The sequence below is a fragment of the Streptomyces sp. NPDC091292 genome, from assembly GCF_044757265.1.
Lineage (GTDB): Bacteria > Actinomycetota > Actinomycetes > Streptomycetales > Streptomycetaceae > Streptomyces.
The window spans coordinates 294,210-314,417 of the sequence record NZ_JBIVUQ010000008.1 but is presented as its reverse complement, the minus strand read 5'-3'; the positions used below and the strand labels follow the sequence as shown (position 1 = coordinate 314,417).

Genomic DNA, 20,208 nt, shown 5'->3' with positions numbered 1-20,208 from the left:
GTCCAGCGTAGCCATCGGGGGCGGTGGGAAATTCGGTGTCGGGCGGTCGTGGCCCGGTGGCACGATGACCGTATGCCGTCCTTGATCCCCGATGTCCTCCCTCCAGGAACGTTCGCCGGCCGCGAGCAGCCCGTACTCCCCGTGGCGTCGGGCCTGCGGGTGCGGCCCTGGGAGCCGAAGGACGCGCCGGCCGTGTTCGCGGCGTTCCAGGACCCGCTGATGCACCAGTGGCACGCGCGCGCGGCGGACTCCGAGGACGAGGTGCGCGGCTGGATCGAGGAGTGGCGTACGTCGTGGACCGGGGAACGGCACGCGTTCTGGGCCGTCGCCGACGCGGAGTCCGACGAGATCGCCGGCCGGGTCGCCCTGCGGTGCGTCGCCCTGGAGGACGGCGCGGCCGAGATCGCGTACTGGACCGTGCCGGCCGCCCGGGGACGCGGGGTCGCCCCGATCGCCGTCACCGCACTGTCCCGGTGGGCCCTCCACGACATCGGCTTCCACCGCATCGAACTCCTGCACGCCACCGGAAACGAAGCCTCCTGCCGCGTCGCCGACAAGACCGGGTTCGCGCTGGAGGGCACCAAGCGGTCCGCCCTGCTCCACCAGGACGGCTGGCACGACATGCACCTCCACGCACGCGTACGGGCTGACGCCGCACCGCCGCCGGGCTACGGTGAATCCATGCCAGGTTGACGCTGACACCGCACGCCTGCCCGCCCTCGGGCGCCTCCTGCCCGGTGCACCCCACCGGAACCCAGGAGACGAACCCGAGGAGGAGCAGGACATATGAACACCGGAACACTGATCCGGCGCATCACCGAGAGCGAGGGCCCGACTGTGGCCGCGCTCTGGAACCGGATGGCCCAGGAGACCCCCGACGGCGGTCCGCTGCCCCCGGGCGGTGAGGCCCGCATCGGCCGCATGCTCAGCACCGCCGCCTGGCACCACCAGGCGTTCTGCCTGGTCGCCGTGGTCGACGGCGCCGTCATCGGCTATGTCAACGGCGCCCTGGACCACGGCGACGGTCTGCTGCCCCCGCCGCTGGGCCGCGTCGAATGCCTCTACGTCGTCCCCGCACACCGAGGCCACGGCACAGGCCGCGCCCTCGCCCGCGCCGCCCTCGCGCACCTCAAGGAGCGCGGCGCGGGAACCCTGCGGGTCGAGGTCTGCGCGGACGATCTGCGGGCGCGCGCCTACTGGGAGCGATTCGGCTTCGAGGCGGACACCGTGACGCTGTCGCGCTACGACGACGCCGGGTCCGGAGCCCTGGACGCGGACCCGGCGGGCGCGCCGGAGGGCTGAGGCGCGGCGGGTGAACGGTGGTCGGCGCGGCGCCGGTACATCCGGTAGGCCGCCCCGGCGGCGAGCGACACGGTCAGGAACAGCACCGTGAACCACTGGAAGTACCAGTGCCCGCCCGCCGGGTCGTACACCTCGGCGCGCGGCCACGCCAGATTCACCGTCATGAACAGGCCGTACAGCAGCGCGAGTACGTTGACCGGGACGCCCCAGCGGCCCAGCGAGAACAAGGGGCGCCCGGTCTCGTCGGTGCCGCGGCCTGCGTAGTCGCCGCGCAGCCTTCGTACCAGGAGCGGGCCCGTCACCATCGCGTACGCGAGGTACAGCATCACGATGCACGTCGTGCCGAGGGCGAGGAACGCCTCGGGGGACGCGAAGTTGAGCAGCAGCAGCGCCCCGGCGACGGCGCCCACGGCGAGGGCGGGGCCGCTCGGCATCCCGGTGCGCGGGTCGACCTTCGCGAGCAGCCGGGAGCCCGGTAGCTGACCGTCGCGTGCCATCGAGAACAGCATCCGGCACGCGGCGGTCTGCATCGCGAGGGTGCCGACCGCGATCGCCACGACCACGTCGGCGAGCAGCAGCCGGCCCACGCCGTCGCCCAGGCTGCTGGTGAGGACGTAGCTCATCCCGTCCACGGCGAGCCGCCCGTCGGTGAGGCTGGGCGCCGCGAGCAGCCCGCCGAGCACCAGGAGCCCGCCGAGCAGGCCCGCCGCGCCGAGCGCCGTGAGAATCGTCCGGGGCGCGGTGCGCCGGGGATGCCGGGTCTCCTCGCTCATCTCACCGGCGCTGTCGAACCCGATCATCACGTACGCGGCCGTGAACGAGCCCACCAACAAGGCACCGAACAGGCCCGATTGGGCCGCGCCCGAGGTGTGGAACGTGATGCCGGGGGAGCGTTCGGTGTGTGTGAGGAGCAGGGCGGCGATGAGGACGGCGCCGACGATCTCGGCGGTCACCCCGACCCGGTTGATCACGGACATCACCCGGTTGTCGACCACATTGACCAGCGTCGTCAGCGTCAGCAGGACGACGCCGAGTATCGCCGCGTTCGCCGCGCCCGATGCCGACGTCGGTGACGGGTCGCCGCCGACGAGTTGGAAACCGGACCACAGCGGCGGCATCACCATCTGGAGCGCGAGCGCGGCGGCGGCCACCACGACGATCTGCCCGATCACCATGATCCACCCGGCGAACCAGCCGAAGGTGAGGTTCGAGAGGCGGGACGCCCACTGGTAGATGGCGCCCGAGATCGGATAGCGCGCCGCGAGTTCGGCGAAGCACGCGGCCACCGCCAACTGGCCCACCAGGACGGCCGGCCAGGCCCAGAAGAACACCGGGCCGCCGAACGCGTAGCCCACCGCGAAGAACTGGAACACCGTCGTCAGTACGGAGATGAAGGAGAACCCGGCGGCGAAGGAGGCGTAGCGGCCGAGGCTGCGGTGCAGCTCCTGGCGGTAGCCGAACTCGCCGAGGGAGCCGTCGTCGTGGGGGGTGGTGGCCTTCGCGGGTGCGGGCTTGGAGTGGGGCTCGGGCGGGTCCGGGCGTACCTCTGAGGGAGCGGTGGACGTCACGGCGGCACCTGCTTTCGGCGATTCCTGTCGGTTGACAGAAATTAGGGAGACGCTGTTTCGGCCGCGTGTCCCGTCCGTGTCGGGCCGGCGCCCAACTCCTCACGCCAGGCGGGCGGCGCGGGCCTCCAGGTAGCGGCGCTCGGCGAGGCTGGACGTGCCGTCGGCGGCGCGCCGGTAGAACGCCCGCGCCGCCGGGTGGTCGCCGGCCCGCTCCAGGAGGTGCGCGCGGACCGCGTGCAGCCGGTGGTGGTCGGTGATCCGGTCGACCGAGGCCTGGGCACCGGCGTGGTCATGGGCGCGGTGCCCGCGGAGCGGGCCGGTTCGGCCGCGTCGATGTCGGAGACCGGCAACTTCTTCGGCGCGTCGCTCGGCATGGCGGTGCTCGGCGCGGTGGGCGCCGGCCTCTATCGGCAGCGGATGGCCGATCCGGTGGCCGACGCGACATCGGCCGGGCTGCCCGAGGGCGCGGCGCACCAGGCGAGGGAGACGGTGGCCGGGGCGGTCGGCGCGGCGCAACGCCTCCCCGACCGGGCCGCGTCCGGCCTGCTGCGGGCGGCGCACGACGCGTTCACCGGCGGGCTGTGCGCGGCGGGGGTCGTCGGGGCGGTCATTTTCGTGGGGCTCGGGGTGTGGTTTTTGTGGGTGCATCGGTGGGTGCGGCGGGGGTGATGGTGGGGGTGTCGGGGGCGTTGGCGGGGGTGGCGGGTGTTGGCGGGTGCGCGTCGGGGCCGGTCCCGGTTCGGTCGTGCGTGGACCCGGCGTGTGTGGACCCGGCGTGTGTGGCCTGGTCGTTCACGGCCCCGTCGTGCGTGGCCGTTTCCAGCGTGGTGGGCTCGGCGAGGGTGCGCAGGAGGAGCCAGCCGAGGGCGGGCAGGGCGATCAGTGGGGCGAGGGCGGTCTGGAGTGAGGTGGCGTCGGCGGCGGCGCCGATGAGGGGCGTCGCGATGCCTCCGATGCTCACGGTCAGGCCCAGGGTGACGCCGCTCGCCGTGCCCACGCGCCGGGGCAGATAGTCCTGGCCGAGGGTGATGTGCAGGGAGAACGGGAGATACAGCCCGGCCGACGTCAGGGCGATGCACCCGTACAGGAGCGGGCCGGGTACGAGGACGACGCCCGCGACGGCCGGGACGGTCAGGGCGTACGACCATTGGACGACCGGGACACGGCCGTAACGGGTGGCGAGTTTTCCGCCCGCCACGGTGCCCACCGCGCCGCCGAGGTAGAGGACGACCAGCGCGACCGTGCCGGAGACGTCCCCGCCGCCGGCGCGCTGCCGCACGTACAGCGAGATGAACGCGCTGAGGCCGACGAAGACGATCGAGCGGCACACGACGGCCCCCGACAACTTCAGGAAGGACGCCCAGTCGTCCTGGCCGATCACGTCTCCCGCGCGCGTGGATCCCGTCGCCGTGGCGCGGGCCTTGACGCCCCGGAGCGCGGCCAGCGTCAGCGCCGCCCCGGCGAGCGCGGGGACGATCAGCAGGGGCGACGCGCGCAGGCCGCCCACGGCCATGACGCCCCAGACCAGGAAGGGTGCGGCGGCGAAGCCGAGGTTGCCGCCGAGGGAGTACCAGCCCATCGCGGAGTGGCTGCCACCGCTGACGAGACGCGCCACGCGCGCGGCCTCCGGATGGTAGGCGGCGACCCCGATTCCGGAGACCGCGACGACCGTCAGGGTCACCCCGTAGGAACCGCTGACTCCGGCGAGCGCGACCCCGGCGCCCCCCGCCAGCGTGCTCACCGGCAGCAGCCACGGCATGGCCCACTTGTCCGTGAGGACCCCGAACAACGGCTGCACCACCGACGACAGCAGGGACGCGGCGAGGACGACGGCGGAGGCGGCGGCGTAGGAGTAGGCGCGTTCGGAGACGAAGAAGGGCACCAAGGCGGCGACGGCGCCCTGATAGATGTCCACGCCGGCATGCCCGAAGGAGAGCAGTGTGACGGACCCGGACCGTGACGGGGGCCGGGGCCGGGACTCGGACTCGGCGCGTGACATCTGGTGCGCGGGCACCTTGTGTGAGGACACCTTGTGTGAGGACACCTTGTATGGGGACACGTCGCCATCGTCGCCAGGGCGCGATGTGGCGCGCTTCCAATAAAATGCCAAGGTATGCCGAACATCCGCCACTCCGCCCGGCGCTCCGTCCGCCACACCCCCGAGGCGCCCACCCGCACGCAGGCGCTGGCTCCGGGGGAGAGCATCGACGCCCACCGCCACGACGACCACCAGATCATCTACGCGGGCTCCGGCGTCCTGGCCGTCACGACGGACGTCGGCACCTGGTTCGCCCCCGGCAACCGGGCCATCTGGGTCCCCGCCGGATGCGTCCACTCCCACCGCGCCCACGGCCACCTCGACCTGCACCTGCTCGGCCTGCCCCCCGACGCCAACCCCCTCGCCCTCGACGCCCCCACGGTGCTCGCCGTCGGCCCGCTGCTGCGGGAGCTGATCCTCGCGTGCACGAGGGACCCGCGGGACGACAGCGCGGAGGCGTCGCGCCTGCGGGCGGTCCTCCTCGACCAATTGCGCGCCTCCCCGCAGGAGCCCGTCCAGCTGCCCGCCCCCACCGACCCTCGCCTCAGGGCCGTCTGCGGAGTCCTGCACGACAACCCCGCCGACCCGCGCACCCTGGCCGCGCTGGCGAGTGGCGCGGGGGCGGGGGAGCGGACCCTCAGCCGCCTCTTCCGTGAAGAGCTGGGCATGACCTTTCCGCAGTGGCGTACGCAGCTTCGGCTCTACCACGCCCTGCGGATGCTGGCGGACGACGTGCCGGTGACGGCGGTGGCCCATCGCTGCGGATGGTCCTCCACCAGCGCGTTCATCGACGTGTTCCGCCGCGCCTTCGGCCACACGCCGGGCACCTACAAGCGGCGGCCCTGACCGCTTCAGCCAACCCCTTGCGCTGCACCCTGCGTCGAGCCTTGCGCCACGCCATGCCTCCCGCTTTGATTCGCGATACATCGTGTATTGACGCCAGTCGTGAACTCGCGATATGTTCGTACTCGGATATTCGGTTACGAGGATGCTGGCGATCGATGTCGGTGTCGTACGCGTGTGGGCGGGGGAAAGTGAGGTGTCACCGATGGCGTCGCAACGCCGCAAGCTGAGCAATCCGCTGGCGCTGACCGTGATGGTCGCGCTCACCGAGAAGCCCATGCATCCGTACGAGATCGCGCAGACCCTGCGGCGCCAGGGCAAGGACCAGAGCACGAAGATCAACTACGGCTCGCTGTACACGGTGGTGCAGAACCTGGAGAAGCACGGCTTCGTCGAGATCACCGACGTGCAGCGGCAGGGAAACCGCCCCGAGCGCACCCTCTACGGCCTGACGGACGCGGGGCGCGAGGAGATGACCGAGTGGCTGTCCCAGTTGCTCGCCGTCCCCGCCCGTGAATACCCGATCTTCGAGACCGCCCTGTCCCTGATGGGCGTCATACACCCGGACGAGGCCGCCCAACTCCTGGAGGAGCGGCTGGCCAAGCTGGAGGTGGAGGCGGCGGGGGTCCGCGGCGGCCTGGCGAAGCTGTACGAGACGGTGCCCCGGCTCTTCCTGGTGGAGGTCGAGTACCAACTTCACATGATCGAGGCCCAGGTGGAGTGGGTCGGCGGATTCCTCAAGGAGATCCACACCGGCTCTCTGGACGGCGTCGACGCCTGGCGCCGCTTCCACGAGACCGGCGAACTGCCACCGGAGTTCGGCGAACTCCAGGATCCGACCTGAGGGAGGTCCCAGAGAGACCCCGGAGGGGACCTGGAGAGATCCCGAAGACATCCCGGATCGGTTCCGGAAAGTCCCCGCGTCACACAAAGCCCGTGAAAAAGACCCCGGCAGGAGCTGTTGCAGCAGTCCCCGCCAGGGTCACGAACCCCGGACCGGACCCACGGTGAAGCAGGCCAGGCGATCGAGGTGCGGCACACCCAGGATAGCCCGGCGCTCTTCCCGCGGTTTCGGCTCGGCCCGTCCGAGACAACCGCTCACACAGGAGAGCTGTCGACATGAGTACACGTGCGCCCGCGGTCGAGGCGCGTCAACTGATCAAGACCTATCCCGGCGAGGTCACCGCCCTGGCCGGTATGGACATCACCGTCGAGCCGGGCACGGTCTTCGGGCTCCTCGGGCCCAACGGCGCCGGCAAGTCCACCACCATCAAGATCCTCACCACCCTCGCCCGCCCCGACTCGGGCGCCGCCACCGTCGCGGGACACGACGTGCTGCGCCACCCGGACCGGGTGCGCCGCGCGATCGGCGTCGTCGCCCAGAAGTCCGGCGCCGACCCGGTCGCCACCGGCCGCGAGAACCTCCGCCTACAGGGCAGGCTCCACGGCATGCGGGGCCCGGCCCTCAACCGCCGCGTCGGTGAACTGCTCGACCGTTTCAGCCTTGTTGACGCGGCGGACCGCCAGGTCAAGGGGTACTCCGGTGGCATGCAGCGGCGCCTGGACGTGGCGCTCGGACTGGTCCACCGGCCCGAAGTGCTGTTCCTGGACGAGCCGACGACCGGACTCGACCCCGAGGCACGCACCGCGATGTGGGACGAGATCGCACGGCTCACCGGCGACGAGGGCCTGACCATCCTGCTCACCACGCACCACCTCGAAGAAGCCGACCGGCTGGCCGAACGTATCGCCATCGTGGACCGCGGCCGGGTCGTCGTCGAAGGCACCCCCGACCTCCTGAAGGGCGAACTGCGCGGCGACGCAGTCCACCTGGAGCTGCGCGAAGCCGTCGGCGACGGCGGGGGCACCCTGCTGCGCGGCGCGCTCGGCGGTCTGTCCGGGGTGCACGAGGTACTGATCGACGGGCGCCGGGTCAGCGCCCGCGCCGACGACGGAGCGGCGGCCGTGCCCGCGCTGCTCACCGCGCTGGAACGGATCGGGGTCGCCGTCGCAGCGGCCACCGTCGCGCGCCCGTCCCTGGACGACGTCTATCTGCGCTACGCCGGACGCCGCTACTCCGAGGCCGAGGCCGAGTCGGCAGCCGCAGTGGGCGCCGTCGCGCACGGTGGCGCCGAGCCGGCCCCCGTCGGAGGTGCCCGATGAGTACGGCGACCCTGACCCAGACCTGGTACATGACGCAGCGTCAACTGATGGCGGTGCTGCGGCAGCCCGCGTATCTCGTGCTGATGCTGATCCAGCCCGCGGTCTGGCTGTTCCTCTTCGGGAACCTCTTCAAGAAGGTCGTCGAGCTGGGTGGCTTCGGCACCACCAGCTACCTCGACTACCTGGTGCCCGGCATCGTGGTGATGAGCGCCCTCAGCTCCAACATGTGGGCCGGGATGGGCACGCTGGAGGAAATAGAGCGCGGCACACTCAACCGCTTCCTGGTCACACCGGTCAGCCGCAGCGCCCTGATGAACGCGAACGTGGTGCAACAGGGCCTGACGACCGCACTCCAGTCCCTGGTGATCGTGGCGCTCGGCAGGCTCGGCGGCGCCGACTACCCGGGCGGGGCCATCGGCGTGGTGGTCCTGATCGTCGCCTCGGTCCTGCTCGGCACGGTGTTCGGCGCGCTGTCCAACGTCGTCGGCATGCTGGTGCGGCAGCGCGAATCGATCATCGGCATCAACACCTTTCTGCTGCTGCCGCTGACGTTCCTGTCGTCCGCCTTCATGGCGCCGTCGCAGATGCCCGGCTGGATGCGGGACATGGCCGACTTCAACCCGCTCAACTGGGCGATAGTCGCCGGGCGTTCGGCGATGGCCGCCGACGCGGACTGGGGGACCGTCCTCACCAGGGGCGGTGCGCTGCTCGCCGTCGCCGTGGTGGCGGTGTGGCTGTCGACGCGGACCTTCCGCGCGTACCAGCGGTCCGTGTAGCGGCCGGGGCGGGGGCCCGGTGCGGGGTGCCGGCACCGCGTACCTGCGTGGGGTGCCGGTGCGGCGTGCCGGGAGTCGGTCAGGGGGCCGCGGGCTCGGTGGTCTCCTGCTCGGCCTCGACCCGCGCGTTCCACTCCCGCTTCGACGCCTGCCAGCCGTCCTCGTTGTGACCGACGCGCCAGTAGCCCGAGATCGACAGGTCCTCGCGGGGTACGCCATGGTCGATCCGCAGCAGCCGGCGCAGCTCCTTCACGAAGCCGGCCTCGCCGTGGACGAACGCCTGCACCCGACCCGAGGGGAAGTCCAGGGCACGTACGGCCTCCAGCAGGGCCTCGCCGACCGGACGCCCCTCGCGGTGCAGCCAGACGACCTCGGCCGCCGAGTCGATCTTCTGCTCCTCCTCGGGCCCGGACACCTCGATGAAGGCACGGACCTCCGCACCCTCGGGCATCGCCTCCAGGGCGGTGGCAATGGCGGGCAGCGCGCTCTCGTCACCGGCGAGCAGATGCCAGCCGGCGCCGGCGTCCGGTGCGTAGGCGCCGCCGGGGCCGAGGAGCCGTACCGTGGCGCCGGGCTGTACGGACGCGGCCCACGGTCCGGCGAGACCTTCGTCGCCGTGGACGACGAAGTCGAGGGTGAGTTCGCGGGTGGCCGCGTCCCAGGCGCGCACGGTGTACGTACGGGTCACGGGCCACTGGTCGCGCGGCAGGTCCGCGCGGATCTGCTGGATGTCGAAGGGCTCCGGATAGGTCACGCCCTCGGGCGCGAAGAGCAGCTTCACATAGTGGTCGGTGCACTCGCCCGCCGAGAACTCGGCGAGCCCGTCACCGCCGAGCACCACACGCACCATGTGCGGGGTGAGCCACTCGGTGCGCACGACCTCTCCCAGGTGGGTGGTCGGCGCCTTGCGTGCCGGTCGCTCTGCCATGCGGCCTCCCCTGATCACGAATTACTTAGGTTTACCTAAGTTAACACCTCGTCCTGTGAGAAGGGAGCCTCATGAGAAGGGAGCCTCAAGGGGAGAAGCCTCGGGGGAGGGGCGTCACGTCTGGAGTGTGGTGAGCAGCCGGTTGAGGGAGCCGCCGAGGCCCCAGCGGGTCGCGAGCGTGTCGAGGGCCGCCGGGTCGCGCGGGGCGTGGGGGAGCGCCGTGTCGACCGGGGGCAGCGGTACGTCGTCGGCGACCTTGACGACCGTCGGCGCCACGGCGATGTACGGGCGGGACTCGTGCAGCCGTTTGCGCTGCGACGGGGTGAGGCGGGCGGTGGGCTTGTCGACGGCGGCCATGATCCCGGCCAGGTCGCCGAACTCGGCGAGCAGCTTCGCCGCCGTCTTCTCGCCGATGCCGGGGACACCGGGCAGACCGTCGCTGGGGTCGCCGCGCAGCGTGGCCAGATCGGCGTACCCCGAACCGTCCACGCCGTACTTCTCGCGGAGGACCGCCTCGTCCGTGAGCTGGAGGGTGCCCACGCCCTTCAGGGGATACAGGACGCGGACGCCCCGCGCGTCGTCCACGAGCTGGTAGAGGTCGCGGTCGCCGGTGACGATGTCGACCGGGCCCGAGGCGCGGGCGGTGAAGGTGCCGATCACATCGTCCGCCTCGTACCCCTCGACGCCCACGCGGGCGATGCCCAGCGCGTCCAGGACGGCCTCGATGACCGGCACCTGCGGCGACAGGGTGTCCGGGACCTCCTCCGTGTCCGGGCCCGACTCGGTGACCTCGGCGACCCGGTGCGCCTTGTACGACGGGATGAGGTCGACCCGCCACTGCGGGCGCCAGTCGGCGTCCATGCACGCGACCAGATCGTCCGGATGGTGGTCCTTGACCAGCCGGTCGATGAATTCGAGCAGCCCCCGCACCGCGTTGACCGGGGTGCCGTCCGGGGCCCGCACGGACTCCGGGACCCCGAAATAGGCCCGGAAGTACAGGGAAGCGGAGTCGAGGAGCATGAGCCGTCGCGTTCGCTGAGTCACGTCCGCATCATGCCGCACCCCACCGACAGCCGCCCTCGGCCGCCCGCACCGGACAGAAAGGGACGAACTGTGAACTGGGCCACTCCTGTGTTTGCCCCGGTCGAAGCGGGGCAGGCGCGCACCCGGAGCGAACCAGGACCGTTTTCAGCCAGACGCGAGCCCGGTGAGGCGGGCGGAACCCGCGGCTCCACGGCCCGCCGGCGGGGGAGGCGGGCCGTCATGGTTCGACCCGAGAGGTTTATGTGTCCAGGCTTGAAGCCGAACACCTGTTCAAGGTGTTCGGCAGACGACCCGATGCCGCCGTGGAACGGCTCCGCACTGGCGGAGACCGTGAGGAACTGCGCGCCGACGGGACCACCGCCGCCGTCATCGACGCGTCCTTCACCGTGGAACCCGGCCAGATCTTCGTCGTCATGGGATTGTCCGGGTCCGGCAAGTCCACATTGCTGCGCATGCTCAACGGACTGCTGGAGCCGACCGCGGGCCGGGTCCGCTTCGACGGTCAGGACCTGACGGGGCTGAGCGCGCGCGATCTGCGCGGTGTCCGCTCCCAGAAGATCAGCATGGTCTTCCAGCACTTCGCCCTCTTCCCGCACCGCAGCGTCCTGGAGAACGCCGCGTACGGCCTGGAGGTACAGGGCGTCGCGCGCGCCGAGCGGGAGCGGCGGGCCACCGAAGCCCTGGAACTCACCGGGCTCGCGGGCTGGGAGGAGTCCTGGCCCGACGAGCTGTCCGGCGGAATGCAGCAGCGCGTCGGCCTCGCCCGCGCGCTCGCCACGGACGCCGACCTGCTGCTCATGGACGAGTCGTTCAGCGCGCTCGACCCGCTGATCCGGCGCGACATGCAGGACCAGCTCCTGGAGCTGCAGAAACGGCTCAAGAAGACCATCGTCTTCATCACGCACGACCTCAACGAGGCCATGCGTCTGGGCGACCAGATCGCCGTCATGCGCGACGGACGCATCGTCCAGACCGGCAGCGCCGAGGACATCCTCGTCACCCCGGCCAACGACTACGTCGCCGCGTTCACCCAGGACGTCGACCGCTCCCGCGTCCTCACGGCCGCCTCCGTGATGACCACCGACCTCGTGGGCGATGAGGGCACCTGCACCTGCGAGACGGCGACCGTCGACACCCCGTTCGGTGAGCTGTGCGCGATCAGCGCGCGCGTGTCCCACGCCGTCTCCGTCCTCGACAAGGAACGGCACATCGTGGGCGTCGTCCCGCAGCAGCGGCTCGTCGGCTTCCTCGGCGACCAGAACGGCGCCCCCGGCCCCTGTGACGCCCCGCGCGACCAGGGCAAGAAGGTGATCGCCGGTGCCTAGGATCCACCTCGGCGACTGGGTCGACAGCAGCGTCGAATGGCTCGTCACCCACATGTCCTGGCTCTTCGACGCCGTCAAGACGGTCGTCGAGGGCATGTACGACGGCGTCAACGCGGTGCTCACGGCGCCCGAGCCGCTGCTCCTCGCGGGCATCTTCGCGCTGCTCGCCTGGTGGCTGCGCGGCCTGGTCGCGGGCGTCCTCGCCTTCGCCGGATTCGCGCTGATCGACTCGATGGACCTCTGGGAACGGGCGATGTCGACCCTGTCCCTGGTGATCGTCGCCACCGTCATCGCCCTGGTCATATCCGTGCCCCTCGGCATCTGGGCGGCCCGCTCGAAGACCGTCAGCTCCGTCGTGCGCCCGGTCCTCGACCTCTTGCAGACCATGCCGTCGATGGTCCTGCTGATCCCGGCGATCCTCTTCTTCGGCATGGGCGTACCGGCCGGAGTCATCGCCACCCTGATCTTCGCGCTCGCCCCCGGCGTCCGCATGACCGAGCTGGGCATCCGGCAGGTCGACGCGGAACTCGTGGAGGCCGCCGACGCGTTCGGTACGACACCCCGCAACACCCTGCTGCGCGTGCAACTGCCGCTCGCGCTGCCGACGATCATGGCCGGCGTCAACCAGGTCATCATGCTGGGCCTGTCCATGGTCGTCATCGCCGGCATGGTCGGCACCGGCGGTCTCGGCGGCGCCGTCAACGAGGCCATCGGCCAGCTCGACATCGGCCTCGGCTTCGAGGCCGGCCTCGGCATCGTCGTCCTCGCCATCTACCTGGACCGGATGACCGGCGCGCTCGGCAGCCAGATCTCCCCCCTGGGCCGCCGCGCCGCCGCCAAGGCGCGCGCCGCCGAGGGCCTGAAGATCTGGAACCACCGGCCCCGCCCGGCGGTCGCCGTCGTCGGCGTGATCGTCCTGGCGCTGGTCGCCGGGGGCATGGGCATCTTCGGCTCCAGCCCGTCCCAGACCGCCGAGGCGTCCGGGAACGTCGGCAAGGGCAAGCAGCTCAAGATCGGCTACATCCCGTGGGACGAGGGCATCGCGTCCACGTACCTCTGGAAGGAGATGCTCGAACAGCGCGGCTTCGAGGTCGAGACCACCCAGTACACCGCCGGGCCGCTCTACACCGGGCTCGCGCAGGGGCAGATCGACTTCGAGACGGACTCCTGGCTGCCGGTCACGCACGCCGAGTACTGGAAGAAGTACGGCGACAAGCTGGAGGACATGGGCTCCTGGTTCGGCCCGACCTCGCTGGAGATCGCCGTGCCCTCCTACGTCGACGGCATCGACTCGATGGAGGACCTCAAGGGCAAGGCGGACACCTTCAAGGGCCGCATCGTCGGCATCGAGCCGAGCGCCGGCATGATGGGCCTGCTCAAGGACAAGGTCCTGGGGGACTACGGCCTGGACAAGGAGTACAAGGTCGTCGACGGCTCGACGCCCGCGATGCTCGCCGAGCTGAAGCGCGCGTACGCCAAGAAGGAGCCCATCGCGGTCACGCTCTGGTCGCCGCACTGGGCGTACAGCGACTTCGACCTGAAGAAGCTCAAGGACCCGAAGGTGTCGTGGGGCAAGGGCGACGGTGTCCACACGCTCGCGCGCAAGGGGTTCGCGAAGGACAACCCCGAGGTCGGGGCGTGGCTGAAGAACTTCAAGATGACCGAGAAGCAGCTCACCGGACTGGAGGCGGAGATCCAGAAGGCCGGCAAGGGCAAGGAGCAGGATGCCGTCCGCACCTGGCTGAAGGCGAACCCGGGCCTGGTCGACAAGTGGGCGCCGCTGCCCGGCGGTTCGACCACGCAGGGCAAGAACCTGAGTGAGGCGGCCCGCCCGCTGAACGTGGCGTGGTTCCCCTGGGAGGAGGACATCGCCGTCACCTATCTGTGGAAGGCGGTCCTGGAGGACCGCGGCTACCGCATGAACCTGAAGCAGTTCGCGGTCGGCCCGATGTACACGGCACTGGCGGCGGGACAGCTCGACGTCCAGTTCGACGGCTGGCTGCCGTACACACAGAAGAAGTACTGGGACAAGTACGGCGACAAACTCAACGACCTCGGTACGTGGTACAGCCCGACCTCCCTTGAGGTCGCGGTGCCCTCGTATGTGAAGGGCGTGAAGTCGCTGGAAGATCTCAAGGGGCGCGGCGGGGAGTTCAACGGCAGGGTCATCGGGATCGAGCCCGGCACCGAGACCATGAACATCCTCAAGAACAAGGTCCTGCCCGGCTACGGCCTGGACAAGGAGTTCAAGGTCGTCGACGGCTCGACGCCCGCGATGCTCGCCGAGCTGAAGCGCGCGTACGCCAAGAAGGAGCCGATCGCGGTCATGCTCTGGACCCCGCACTGGTCCTACAACGAGTACGACCTGACCAAGCTCAAGGACGACAAGGGCCTGTTCGGCAAGGGCGACACCATCCGTACGGTCGCCAGCGAGAAGTTCCCCGAGCAGTACCCGCAGCTCACCGAGTGGTTCAAGAAGTTCAAGCTGAGCGAGGCCGAACTCGCGGGGCTGGAGAACGAGATCCACAAGCGCGGCGCCGGCAAGGAGGAAGAGGCCGTCAAGGCCTGGCTGGAGCAGCACCCGGAGATGCCGGAACGCATGGCTCCCACGGCCTGACCCGACCGATCCGCACCCGAGGGGTGGCCCGCCTCACGGCGGGTCGCCCCTCCGCCGTTTTCCCGGGCGGCGCCCCGGACCGGCTGGAGAGCTGCTGTACTGGCGACGGCTGTTTGCCGAACATGCGTAGGGTGCAGAACACCTGACAGGACCGTAAACACCTGACAGGACAGCACACACCTGACGGGACCGCGAGCGGACCTCACGGCGCGACAGCGGCACGGCGGCAGCGGCACGATGGCAGAGGAGGGAGCCGGAGCGATGGACGACAAGGAGACACCGCGGGTGGGCGCGGCCGTGCGGCGGCGGCGCCGGGCCCTGGAACTCACCCTCGCCGTCGTCGCCGCGCGCAGCGGTCTGTCGGTGCCCTTCCTGAGCCAGGTCGAGAACGAGCGGGCGCGCCCCAGCATGCGCTCCCTGGAGAAGGTCGCCGACGCCCTGGGCACCACGGCCGTCGAACTCCTCGCGGCGGGCGATCCGGCGGCCACGGTCGACGTCGTACGGGACACCGACGGCACGGCCCAGGGCACCGCGCGGGACACCGCCCCGGCGCCCGACGCCCGCTCCCGCTCACTGGTCCGCGGCCACCACCAGTTGCACGCGATGGAGTTCACCGGCGACCATGACGCGGGCCGCGAATTCCAGCACCGCAACGACGAGTTGCTGTACGTGGCGGACGGCGCCGTGGAGATCGAGGCCGAGGGCAGGGCGTACCGGCTGGGGCGCGGCGACACGCTGTACCTCACCGGTGGGGTACGGCACCGCTGGCGGGCCACGGTCCCGGACACCCGGGTGCTGGTCGTCGCGGTCGCCGAGCACATCGACGCGGTCGCCGACCGTCACCGCCCGTGAATCACCGCCCGTGAATCACCGCCCATGAATCACCGCCCGTGAAACACCGTTCGTGAATCGGAGCACCATGCCCCCGCCGGACCGCCCCCGTGTCGTCTCCCTCGTGCCCTCGCTCACCGAGGCGGTCGCCGAGACCCTGCCGGGGGCGCTGGTCGGGGCGACGGACTGGTGCAGCCACCCCGCCGGGCTCGACGTGACCCGGATCGGCGGCACCAAGAATCCCGATGTGCCCGGCATCCTCGCGCTCGCCCCTGACCTCGTGATCGCCAACGAGGAGGAGAACCGCGCCCCCGACCTGGACGCCCTGCGCGCGGCCGGGACCGAGGTGCTGGTCACCGAGGTGCGGACGCTCCCGCAGGCGTTCCGCGAGCTGGACCGGGTGCTGAGGGCGTGCGGTGCCGATTCCCGGCCCGGCTGGCTCGACGCCGCCGAGGACGCCTGGGCCCGGCTGCCGGAACCGGCATCGCGCACGCGCGCGGTGATCCCCGTCTGGCGGCGCCCCTGGATGGTCGTCGGCCGGGACACCTTCGCCGGAGACGTCCTGGCCCGGCTCGGCGTCGACAACCTCTACGCGGACCACGCGGAGCGCTATCCGAAGATCCCGATCGGTGAACTGCGGGCGAGGGGCGCCGAGTTGGTGGTGCTGCCGGACGAGCCGTACCGGTTCACGGCCGACGACGGCCCGGAGGCGTTCGATGTGCCCGCCGCGCTCGTCAGCGGACGCCATCTCACCTGGTACGGGCCGTCGTTGGAGCGGGCGCCCGACGTCATCCGCGCGGCGCTGCGGGCCGCGGCGGCGCGCTGAGCAGCCGGCCGGCCGCCAGCCCCCGCACCGTCTGCACGGCCGCCACCGCCCAGGCCGCCACCAGCACCGCGTACAGCGCGACCGCGAGCCCGTCGTAGGCCGCGAGACCCGTGTGCGCGCCCAGCGCCCCGGCGCCCGTGACACAGGTGCCGACGGGGAACGTGAACGCCCACCACGTCATCGCGAACCGCATCCCGCGCCGCCAAGCCCGCAGCACCAGCGCCGAGGCGAGCGCCAGCCACAGCAGCGCGAAGCCCATGACCGGTACCCCGTAGAGCACGGCGAACACCGAGAACCCGTGCGCGTACGGGCCCGGGACGGTTCCCGGCGCCGCGTCGGCGATCTTCTGCACGGCCGTCGTGGACTGGCCAAGGGGCCCCAGGACCAGGAACAGCGTGGGGGTCAGCGCGAGCGGCAGCGGGCCCGCCGTCACCAGCCGGGCGAAGATCACCGGAAGCATCACCAGGGTCGCCAGCAGACTCACCCCGAACAGCGCGAAGCACGCGAGGAGCAGCGTCTCGCGGGGCTGCCCGGCCGGCAGATACGGCACCAGGAGCGGGCCCAGGGCCGCCGACACCATCGGCGCCACCACCGGCAGCAGCCACACCGGGGTCGCCTGCCCCGGCTCGATCCGGTGCCGCGCCACCATCAGGTACGGGATCGCCACCGCCGCCGCCAGACCGATCACCGTCCCGGCCGTGAACAGCACCACGTCCAGCGAGACCGCCGCCCGCTCGCCGATCCAGTCCCGGCCCACCACGAGAGTGCCGCCGCCGACCGCGAGGAGCGCCATCGACAGACAGCCGTAGAAGGGCGCCATCGCCGGGTCGAGGAGGTGCGCGCGGGCCTGGTCGCGGTGGTGCGCCCAGTGCAGGGCGCGGGCGGCGAGCAGCGCGATGAGCATCAGCAGGGACAGCGCCCACACCCCGGTCAGCGCGGTCCGCAGCCCCGGCACCCGGCCCACCGGACCCGGCAGCCCCGCCCCGGCGGTGGCGACGATCGCGGTGCCCATGACGGAGGCGTACCAGTTGGGGCCGAGATGCCGGACACCGGTGCGCAGCCGGAACAGGGGGCCGGGGGCGGTCGAGGGGGTGGCGGCGGGGGTACGGGGCTGGGCGACGGTGACCATGAACCCCACGCTCCCGCCCGGACCGGACCCGCACCAGGGACCACGCCCCTATGGGCACATAACCTGGACTTATGACTGACCCGCCCGACCCTCTCGACCCGCCGGAATCGCCCGACCCGCTCGCCGAGCCGGACCCGCTCAACCCGCCCGCCGCGCCCGCCGCGCCCGACCCGCCCCCGGCGCCCGCCCCGGCCACCCGCCCCGACCGCCCCCCGCTCGCCCACCGCGTCCCCGACCTCGGCGCCCTGGAGCTGCTGCTCGCGGTCGCGCGGCTCGGCAGTCTGGGGCGGGCGGCGCGGGAGCTGGGGATCACCCAGCCGGCGGCCAGCGGCCGGATCCGGTCCATGGAGCGGCAGCTCGGCGTGGCCCTGGTCGACCGGTCGCCGCGCGGCTCCCGGCTCACGGACGCGGGCGCCCTGGTCACCGACTGGGCCCGCCGTGTGGTCGAGGCGGCCGAGGCGTTCGACGCGGGCGCCCAGGCGCTGCGGGCCGACCGGGAGTCCCGGCTCCGGGTCGCCGCGAGCATGACGATCGCGGAGTATCTGCTGCCGGGCTGGCTGATCGCGCTGCGCACCGGGCGGCCCGGCACGGCGGTCTCGCTGCGCGCGGGCAACTCGGCCGCCGTCGCCGCCCGCGTCCTGTCCGGCGCCGCCGACCTCGGGTTCGTGGAGGGCCTGAGCCTGCCGCCGGGCCTGGACACGGTCGTCATCGGGCACGACCGGCTCGTCGTCGTCACCGCGCCCGGCCACCCGTGGGCCCGGCGCGGCCGGATCCTGGACGGTGCGGAGCTGGCCCGTACGCCGCTGATCCTGCGCGAGGAGGGTTCCGGCACCCGGGAGGTCCTGGACACCGCGCTCGGCGGCCTGGCCCGGCCCCTGATCGAGCTGTCGTCGACCACGGCGGTGAAGTCGGCGGCCGTCGGGGGAGCGGGCCCGGCGGTCCTCAGCGAACTCGCCGTGGGCGAGGAGCTGGCGGCCCGCCGACTGGTCCGGATTCCCCTGGAGGGCGTACGCCTCGCCCGGGACCTCAAAGCGGTCTGGCCCACCGGGCACCGCCCCACGGGACCCGCCCGCGACCTGCTGTCGCTGACCCGGAGCGGCCGTGTCTGACCCGCGTACGGCGGAGCGGAGCCGCGCCGCTCCGGCCGTAATTCGATTGGCGCGGACCCGGGGGACGCAGGACGATGCGTCCATGACCCCTACCGCGCCACCGGCCAGCGGCGCCCGTATCCCTTGGGAGCATCTCCCGGGCCGGGTCCGGGACGCCGTCGCGGACATTCTCGGTGACCCGGTCGCGACCGCGGCGACCCAGCGCGGCGGTTTCTCGCCGGGTGTCGCCGCGCGGGTGAGCACGGCATCGGGCAGGGCCGCGTTCGTGAAGGCCGTGAGCACGGCGGCCAATCCGATCAGCCCGACCATGCACCGCGCCGAGGCCCGGCACGCGGCGGCGCTCCCCGACGACATCGCGGCGCCCCGGCTGCTCGGCTCCTACGACGACGGCACCTGGGTCGCCCTCGTCTTCGAGGACGTCCCCGGACACCAGCCCCATGTCCCCTGGCGGGACGACGAGTTCGGGCGCGTCCTGGACGCCGTGCACGGCCTGTCGGCCGCCCTGACCCCGTCCCCGGTGGACGCCCCGCCCGTCGTGGACCGCGTCGCGGGCGACTTCCGGGGCTGGCGCGACCTCACCGACGCCGACGACATCAGCGGACTCGACCCGTGGGTCGCCCGGCATCTCGGCGCCCTCGCGGAGTTCAGTGCGCCCTGGCCCGAGGCGGTGGCCGGCACCACCCTCGCGCACGGCGACCTGCGCGCCGACAACATGCTGCTCACCGACGAACGGGTGGTCTTCGTCGACTGGCCGCACGCCTCGCTCGCCGCGCCCTGGTTCGACCTCCTGGTGATGCTGCCGTGCGTCCGCGCGCAGGGCGGCCCCGACCCCGAGGCGACGTTCACCGGGCATCCGCTGGGCCGCGCCGCCGACCCCGACGCGGTCACCGTGGCCCTCGCCGCGCTCGCCGGTTTCTTCGTGTCGCACGCCCGCAAGCCCGCCCCGCCGGGGCTGCCGACGGTGCGGGCCTTCCAGCACGCGCAGGGCGTCGCCGCCCTCGACTGGCTCAGGACGAGGCTGGCTTTGCGGCCCGTACCAGGGCTCGCATCACTCTGAGGTCCTCGCCCATCTCCGGGTGCCACTGCACACCGAGCACCCAGTGCGCGCCGGGCAGTTCGACGGCCTCCACGGTCCCGTCGCGCGCGTGCGCCGACGCCACCAGACCGGAGCCGAGCCGGTCCACGGCCTGGTGGTGATAGGTCGGTACGGCCGACTCCGACGGCACCAGATCCCCGTACCGCGTGCTCGCGACCGGGGTCACGGGGTGGGTGCCGAAGACGCCGGTGTCCTCGACGTGCCCGTCGAGATGCTGGACGAGGGTGCCGCCGAGGGCGACGTTCAGCAACTGCATGCCCCGGCAGATCCCCAGGAGCGGGGTGCCCGACGCCAGCGCCGCGTCGATCAGGGCGAGTTCCCAGGCGTCACGGTCCCGCGCGGGCGGTCCCGTACGCGGCTCAGGGGCGGCGCCGTACCGTACGGGCTCCACGTCCGGGCCGCCCGCGATCACCACGCCGTCGAGCCGCGCCACCGTCGCCGCGGCGGCGGCCGGGTCGTCCGGCGGGAGCAGCGCGGCGAGCCCGCCCGCCGCCTGTACGAGGCGCGGGTAGCCGATCGGCAGCAGCGCGGCCTCCAGCTCCCACACACCCCAGCGCGCGCTCTCCCGATACGTGCTGACCCCGATCAGCGGCCTGCTCACGCCACCCTCCTC

The 20,208-nt window shown here is 72.1% G+C and carries 19 protein-coding genes; 13 read left to right on the top strand and 6 right to left on the bottom strand.

All coding sequences use genetic code 11. The features are described from left to right. Positions 1-72 precede the first annotated feature (72 nt). On the top strand, positions 73-693 hold the full coding sequence (locus tag ACIQNU_RS23670; RefSeq protein ID WP_401369672.1) for a GNAT family N-acetyltransferase: 621 nt from the start codon (positions 73-75) through the stop codon (positions 691-693). 93 nt (positions 694-786) lie between these two features. Beyond that, the gene (locus tag ACIQNU_RS23665) at positions 787-1,302 is read left to right on the top strand and encodes a GNAT family N-acetyltransferase (protein ID WP_401369669.1); all 516 of its coding nucleotides are present in this window, start codon (positions 787-789) and stop codon (positions 1,300-1,302) included. Here the strand turns inward: ACIQNU_RS23665 and ACIQNU_RS23660 are convergent. Beyond that, the gene (locus ACIQNU_RS23660; protein WP_401369666.1) at positions 1,242-2,870 is read right to left on the bottom strand and encodes an amino acid permease; all 1,629 of its coding nucleotides are present in this window, start codon (positions 2,868-2,870) and stop codon (positions 1,242-1,244) included. The genes ACIQNU_RS23665 and ACIQNU_RS23660 overlap by 61 nt on opposite strands. A gap of 219 nt (positions 2,871-3,089) precedes the next feature. Between ACIQNU_RS23660 and ACIQNU_RS23655 the strand changes: the two genes are divergently transcribed. Then, positions 3,090-3,539, top strand: coding sequence for a hypothetical protein (locus tag ACIQNU_RS23655; protein WP_401369664.1), 450 nt, complete (start codon positions 3,090-3,092; stop codon positions 3,537-3,539). Here ACIQNU_RS23655 and ACIQNU_RS23650 read toward each other — a convergent pair. After that, positions 3,478-4,869 carry an MFS transporter gene (locus ACIQNU_RS23650; RefSeq protein ID WP_401369949.1) on the bottom strand — a complete coding sequence of 464 codons (1,392 nt, stop codon included), beginning with the start codon at positions 4,867-4,869 and terminating at the stop codon, positions 3,478-3,480. The two genes, ACIQNU_RS23655 and ACIQNU_RS23650, sit on opposite strands and share 62 nt — an antisense overlap. A 114-nt stretch (positions 4,870-4,983) precedes the next feature. Here ACIQNU_RS23650 and ACIQNU_RS23645 point away from each other — a divergent pair, with 114 nt between their 5' ends. The 4 genes from ACIQNU_RS23645 to ACIQNU_RS23630 all read left to right on the top strand — a co-directional run bounded on the left by ACIQNU_RS23645 (position 4,984) and on the right by ACIQNU_RS23630 (position 8,690). After that, entirely contained in the window at positions 4,984-5,754 is a 771-nt protein-coding gene (locus tag ACIQNU_RS23645) for an AraC family transcriptional regulator (protein ID WP_401369661.1), read from the top strand. Between the two features lie 202 nt (positions 5,755-5,956). Continuing rightward, positions 5,957-6,595 carry a PadR family transcriptional regulator gene (locus ACIQNU_RS23640; RefSeq protein WP_401369659.1) on the top strand — a complete coding sequence of 213 codons (639 nt, stop codon included), beginning with the start codon at positions 5,957-5,959 and terminating at the stop codon, positions 6,593-6,595. A gap of 275 nt (positions 6,596-6,870) precedes the next feature. Further along, on the top strand, positions 6,871-7,914 hold the full coding sequence (locus ACIQNU_RS23635) for an ATP-binding cassette domain-containing protein (RefSeq protein WP_401369656.1): 1,044 nt from the start codon (positions 6,871-6,873) through the stop codon (positions 7,912-7,914). After that, complete coding sequence (locus tag ACIQNU_RS23630) at positions 7,911-8,690, top strand: ABC transporter permease (RefSeq protein WP_401369654.1); 780 nt, start codon at positions 7,911-7,913, stop codon at positions 8,688-8,690. Before ACIQNU_RS23635 ends, ACIQNU_RS23630 begins: the two co-directional genes overlap by 4 nt. 79 nt (positions 8,691-8,769) lie before the next feature. Here the strand turns inward: ACIQNU_RS23630 and ACIQNU_RS23625 are convergent, their stop codons facing one another. Both ACIQNU_RS23625 and ACIQNU_RS23620 read right to left on the bottom strand, forming a co-directional pair. Further along, a complete protein-coding gene (locus tag ACIQNU_RS23625) occupies positions 8,770-9,618 on the bottom strand; it encodes a siderophore-interacting protein (protein ID WP_401369652.1) in 849 nt (282 codons plus the stop codon). 114 nt (positions 9,619-9,732) lie between these two features. After that, positions 9,733-10,638: a 5'-3' exonuclease H3TH domain-containing protein gene (locus ACIQNU_RS23620; RefSeq protein ID WP_401369947.1), complete on the bottom strand. Its 906-nt coding sequence runs from the start codon at positions 10,636-10,638 to the stop codon at positions 9,733-9,735. Between the two features lie 266 nt (positions 10,639-10,904). On the opposite strand from ACIQNU_RS23620, the gene ACIQNU_RS23615 reads away from it, so the two are divergent. From ACIQNU_RS23615 to ACIQNU_RS23600, 4 genes are all read left to right on the top strand, one after another. Further along, the gene (locus ACIQNU_RS23615) at positions 10,905-11,987 is read left to right on the top strand and encodes a glycine betaine/L-proline ABC transporter ATP-binding protein (protein WP_401369650.1); all 1,083 of its coding nucleotides are present in this window, start codon (positions 10,905-10,907) and stop codon (positions 11,985-11,987) included. A gap of 52 nt (positions 11,988-12,039) precedes the next feature. Next, a complete protein-coding gene (locus ACIQNU_RS23610) occupies positions 12,040-14,604 on the top strand; it encodes an ABC transporter permease/substrate binding protein (RefSeq protein WP_401369945.1) in 2,565 nt (854 codons plus the stop codon). A 261-nt stretch (positions 14,605-14,865) separates the two neighbouring features. After that, a complete protein-coding gene (locus tag ACIQNU_RS23605) occupies positions 14,866-15,456 on the top strand; it encodes a helix-turn-helix domain-containing protein (protein ID WP_401369649.1) in 591 nt (196 codons plus the stop codon). Between the two features lie 67 nt (positions 15,457-15,523). Beyond that, entirely contained in the window at positions 15,524-16,261 is a 738-nt protein-coding gene (locus tag ACIQNU_RS23600) for a helical backbone metal receptor (RefSeq protein ID WP_401369942.1), read from the top strand. On the opposite strand, the gene ACIQNU_RS23595 is transcribed toward ACIQNU_RS23600, so the two are convergent. Next, positions 16,224-17,390, bottom strand: coding sequence for a TDT family transporter (locus ACIQNU_RS23595; RefSeq protein WP_401369647.1), 1,167 nt, complete (start codon positions 17,388-17,390; stop codon positions 16,224-16,226). The two genes, ACIQNU_RS23600 and ACIQNU_RS23595, sit on opposite strands and share 38 nt — an antisense overlap. A gap of 71 nt (positions 17,391-17,461) precedes the next feature. Between ACIQNU_RS23595 and ACIQNU_RS23590 the strand changes: the two genes are divergently transcribed. Together ACIQNU_RS23590 and ACIQNU_RS23585 are read left to right on the top strand one after the other, a co-directional pair. Beyond that, positions 17,462-18,499, top strand: coding sequence for a LysR family transcriptional regulator (locus tag ACIQNU_RS23590; RefSeq protein ID WP_401369644.1), 1,038 nt, complete (start codon positions 17,462-17,464; stop codon positions 18,497-18,499). 82 nt (positions 18,500-18,581) lie between these two features. Continuing rightward, complete coding sequence (locus tag ACIQNU_RS23585; protein WP_401369641.1) at positions 18,582-19,556, top strand: aminoglycoside phosphotransferase family protein; 975 nt, start codon at positions 18,582-18,584, stop codon at positions 19,554-19,556. Here the strand turns inward: ACIQNU_RS23585 and ACIQNU_RS23580 are convergent. Then, positions 19,507-20,196 carry a gamma-glutamyl-gamma-aminobutyrate hydrolase family protein gene (locus tag ACIQNU_RS23580; RefSeq protein WP_401369640.1) on the bottom strand — a complete coding sequence of 230 codons (690 nt, stop codon included), beginning with the start codon at positions 20,194-20,196 and terminating at the stop codon, positions 19,507-19,509. The two genes, ACIQNU_RS23585 and ACIQNU_RS23580, sit on opposite strands and share 50 nt — an antisense overlap. Positions 20,197-20,208: the final 12 nt, after the last annotated feature.

Bases quoted from the DNA above. Each gene is read 5' to 3' on its own strand.
- ACIQNU_RS23610 (WP_401369945.1), top strand. From the start codon at position 12,040: ATGTCCTGGCTCTTCGACGCCGTCAAGACGGTCGTCGAGGGCATGTAC.
- ACIQNU_RS23635 (WP_401369656.1), top strand. From the start codon at position 6,871: ATGAGTACACGTGCGCCCGCGGTCGAGGCGCGTCAACTGATCAAGACC.
- ACIQNU_RS23595 (WP_401369647.1), bottom strand. From the start codon at position 17,390: ATGGTCACCGTCGCCCAGCCCCGTACCCCCGCCGCCACCCCCTCGACC.
- ACIQNU_RS23665 (WP_401369669.1), top strand. From the start codon at position 787: ATGAACACCGGAACACTGATCCGGCGCATCACCGAGAGCGAGGGCCCG.
- ACIQNU_RS23630 (WP_401369654.1), top strand. From the start codon at position 7,911: ATGAGTACGGCGACCCTGACCCAGACCTGGTACATGACGCAGCGTCAA.
- ACIQNU_RS23645 (WP_401369661.1), top strand. From the start codon at position 4,984: ATGCCGAACATCCGCCACTCCGCCCGGCGCTCCGTCCGCCACACCCCC.
- ACIQNU_RS23585 (WP_401369641.1), top strand. From the start codon at position 18,582: ATGACCCCTACCGCGCCACCGGCCAGCGGCGCCCGTATCCCTTGGGAG.
- ACIQNU_RS23670 (WP_401369672.1), top strand. From the start codon at position 73: ATGCCGTCCTTGATCCCCGATGTCCTCCCTCCAGGAACGTTCGCCGGC.
- ACIQNU_RS23605 (WP_401369649.1), top strand. From the start codon at position 14,866: ATGGACGACAAGGAGACACCGCGGGTGGGCGCGGCCGTGCGGCGGCGG.
- ACIQNU_RS23620 (WP_401369947.1), bottom strand. From the start codon at position 10,638: ATGCTCCTCGACTCCGCTTCCCTGTACTTCCGGGCCTATTTCGGGGTC.
- ACIQNU_RS23590 (WP_401369644.1), top strand. From the start codon at position 17,462: ATGACTGACCCGCCCGACCCTCTCGACCCGCCGGAATCGCCCGACCCG.
- ACIQNU_RS23650 (WP_401369949.1), bottom strand. From the start codon at position 4,869: ATGTCACGCGCCGAGTCCGAGTCCCGGCCCCGGCCCCCGTCACGGTCC.
- ACIQNU_RS23640 (WP_401369659.1), top strand. From the start codon at position 5,957: ATGGCGTCGCAACGCCGCAAGCTGAGCAATCCGCTGGCGCTGACCGTG.
- ACIQNU_RS23625 (WP_401369652.1), bottom strand. From the start codon at position 9,618: ATGGCAGAGCGACCGGCACGCAAGGCGCCGACCACCCACCTGGGAGAG.
- ACIQNU_RS23600 (WP_401369942.1), top strand. From the start codon at position 15,524: ATGCCCCCGCCGGACCGCCCCCGTGTCGTCTCCCTCGTGCCCTCGCTC.